The 313-nt window shown below is 65.5% G+C and carries 1 pseudogene; it reads left to right on the top strand.

Annotation, left to right across the window (positions count from 1 at the left end):
* Nucleotides 1-140: 140 nt before the first annotated feature.
* Nucleotides 141-313, top strand: a pseudogene (locus tag ACZIRK_RS45595) (transposase); the annotation flags it as partial.

Below are 313 nucleotides of genomic sequence, written 5' to 3' on the forward strand. Positions count from 1 at the left end.
GCCGTGAGCTCGCGCCGCGCACCCATGCTGATCCGTCCTGCCATCGGCGACACCGATCCGATTCGGTATCGCCGCCCCAACCCTGACGGTCAGTTCTCCGGTAACATTCTTGATGAGGCAATGCGCTGCCCGGTGCTCAGGTGTCTGAGGTGGCGCGCAGGCACGGGGCGACGCGTTGGCAGATTTACGATTGGCGACGACGCTTTCGCCGGCGAGGCGTATTGCCGTCGTGCGAGGCTTCGCAGCCGCCGTTCGCGCCGCTGGTCGTGGAGGAGCCGTTAGAGGAGCGTCACGTTCCGGCTGTCAAACTCGA

This window comes from Bradyrhizobium sp. Leo114 (assembly GCF_055229415.2).